The sequence below is a fragment of the Vibrio sp. M260118 genome (assembly GCF_036533755.1).
In the GTDB taxonomy this organism is placed as follows: Bacteria; Pseudomonadota; Gammaproteobacteria; order Enterobacterales; family Vibrionaceae; genus Vibrio.
The window spans coordinates 1-1,830 of sequence record NZ_JATABG010000526.1 but is presented as its reverse complement, the minus strand read 5'-3'; the positions used below and the strand labels follow the sequence as shown (position 1 = coordinate 1,830).

2 protein-coding genes are annotated in these 1,830 nt (G+C 43.2%); one reads left to right on the top strand and one right to left on the bottom strand.

The genetic code is table 11. The features are described 5' to 3' along the window. On the bottom strand, positions 1 to 1,316 hold a 1,316-nt coding region (locus QTO00_RS19180), incomplete at its 3' end, for a TonB-dependent receptor plug domain-containing protein (protein ID WP_331426172.1). Positions 1,317 to 1,568: 252 nt separating this feature from the next. On the opposite strand from QTO00_RS19180, the gene QTO00_RS19175 reads away from it, so the two are divergent. Beyond that, the coding region (locus tag QTO00_RS19175) for a LysR family transcriptional regulator (protein WP_331426171.1) at positions 1,569 to 1,830 on the top strand (262 nt) is incomplete at its 3' end.

Below are 1,830 nucleotides of genomic sequence, written 5' to 3'. Positions count from 1 at the left end.
GTCTTAGGCTTAGCACTGAATGAGTCGTAACGAACGCCTGCGGTCATTACCAATGCCTCATCCAAGAAGTAGGCTTGGTCTTGTAAGAAGACACCCCATTGCAATAGGTCTGCATCAGGGATGCCGGTACTACCTGGCCCAGACGTGCCTTGGTCATACTTGTAGTCGGTATTTTCTAAGCTAAATTTGGTCGAAACATAGTTCACACCATAGGTGAATTCATGTGCAGTAGATGCAAGTTCGGCTAGCTTTGATGCTTGTGCATTGAATTGGATTGACTTGTCGCTAGAATCGCGTTCACGCATACGCTTGCCGTAGAACGGCGTTGTATCGTAGTTTTTAGACAGAGAGCTGGAGTCTTGGTAGTTGATAGACCAATCAACCTTATCCGACACTGCCGTTGCCAATAGCCACTCATGCTCAAAACCAACTCTTAAGCGTTCGTTGGTGTCTTCGTTGAAGTTATCTGTATACGTGAACATGGGGGTCATCGAGTAACCGTTGTAGTTCAACTCGTCTTCATCATACTGTTTGTTGTAGTATTCAACCGTGCCCCCAAATCTATGCAAATCATTCGCTTGATAAAAAGCTTTGCCCAGCAAGTTACCTAATTCACTATCGGCAGGATTAGCGGCACCGCGGTCTGGCCCCTCAACTTCTGAACCTGAACTGTGAGTATCAGTCTCGTGTCCTTTAGCGTAAGTTGCCATCAATAGCGTTTCTAACTTACCTTGTCGCATTGCCCAAGTTAGCGTGTTTTTAAACTCCTCGTTAGCTGAGGCATAGCCACTTTTGATACCAAATCTATGCTCATCGCCTTCGGTAACTAACACGTCGTCTGGGTTCTTTGTTCGGAACAATACAACACCACCAAGTGCGTCAGAGCCGTAAAGAGTCGAAGAAGGACCTTTGTTGATTTCGATAGATTGCAAAGTATCAATTTCGATATTGTTCGGGTATTTACGTTGTTCAGAAGCTCCGGGATTATATGGTACTGGCTGCTGGACGTCATCAACCATTACTTTTACTCGGCTGTTCTCCATACCTCGGATATTAAAACCAGAAATACCAAACCGGCCTGAACCTTGGGCATTAACACCAGGCGTGTATTTAAGCGCTTGTTTTACGTCTGTTGAAAGGGTGCTATCGATATCTTCAGCAGAAACAGTTTCGATAGAAGAGCTAACGTCGGCTTTACTTTGTTCCGTCCGAGTCGCTGATACAACAACTTCGTCGAAAAGGGCATAATCTTCGGCATGGGCAGTTGACGAAAGCGCCAAAACAATTGAAGCTGACAGAAATGTTTTCTTATACATTTTATAATTACCTTTGATCCATATAGGTTTCTTTGAACGGAGAGGATTTTATTGGATCTAAATGATAATTACTATCGTTCTCGTTATTAAGATGTCGCCTTATATAGAGTGCTTTGTGAACGCACTGATATAAAATTAATTATTTTTCAATGGCTTAATAATTTTATTTACATTTGTAAAGGTTCCATTTACCAGTCGAATATGTGATTTACATCACGATTCCAGTGGTATTTGTTTATAAGGAAAACAGTATTGCAAAGTCCAATTACCCTTGAAGCGCTTCATATTCTCGACGCCATTGACCGACGTGGCAGTTTTGCAGCCGCAGCAAATGAAATGGATCGAGCGCCGTCATCACTGAGTTATCAGATCCAAAAGCTTGAGCAAGATCTAGATATTATGATTTTTGATCGCTCGGGTCACAAAGCCAGCTTTACAGAGGCGGGAAAGCTGATCCTCGAACGGGGGCGTGACATCCTTATCGCGACAGAAAAGTTAGTTAATGATGCAAGTG